1 pseudogene is annotated in these 526 nt (G+C 57.0%); it reads left to right on the top strand.

Features of this window, described 5'->3' with window-relative positions:
* Nucleotides 1-526: pseudogene (locus ASN89_RS29130) on the top strand (Tn3 family transposase); the annotation flags it as partial.

Genomic DNA, 526 nt, shown 5'->3' with positions numbered 1-526 from the left:
CCGAAATCTTCATCAAGACCATCCGCATCTTGCATAACGGCGCCGAGGAACGGTTGCGGCAATATCACCTGCAGCACGCCGAACAGATTGAGCGTTTGATCGGACAGTTCCGCGAAGTGCTGACCGTCCTGAGCGAAGAGGCCAGCGAAGAGGATCGCGTCGCCCGGGTCGAGCAATCCCTCGACGGGGATCTGGCGGCATGGATTACTGAATGCGACGAGCACATGGCGTATGCTGGCAATAACTATTATCCATTCATGCTGATCGGGTATGTTGGCAAGCGCAGCCTGCTCTTCAAGTGCCTCGAAGCGCTCAGCCTGAAATCCAGCTCCCAGGATCAGAGCCTGCTGGCGGCGATCGCCATCATCCAAAAGCATCGCTCCAGCCACAAGGAACAACTGCCAGCAGCAGAAGGTGCGCTACCTGCATTGGCACTGGACTGGATGTCCGATAAGTGGCGCAAGCTGGTTTTTGGCCGAGTCGCAGCCAACGCCCCAGCGAGTGTCCATCGCAAGTATTTCGAACT

The organism is Janthinobacterium sp. Ant5-2-1, assembly GCF_001445815.1.
Classification (GTDB): Bacteria; Pseudomonadota; Gammaproteobacteria; order Burkholderiales; family Burkholderiaceae_D; genus Janthinobacterium; species Janthinobacterium lividum_E.
The sequence above is the reverse complement of the archived record's forward strand: the minus strand, read 5'-3'. Positions and strand labels throughout refer to the sequence as shown.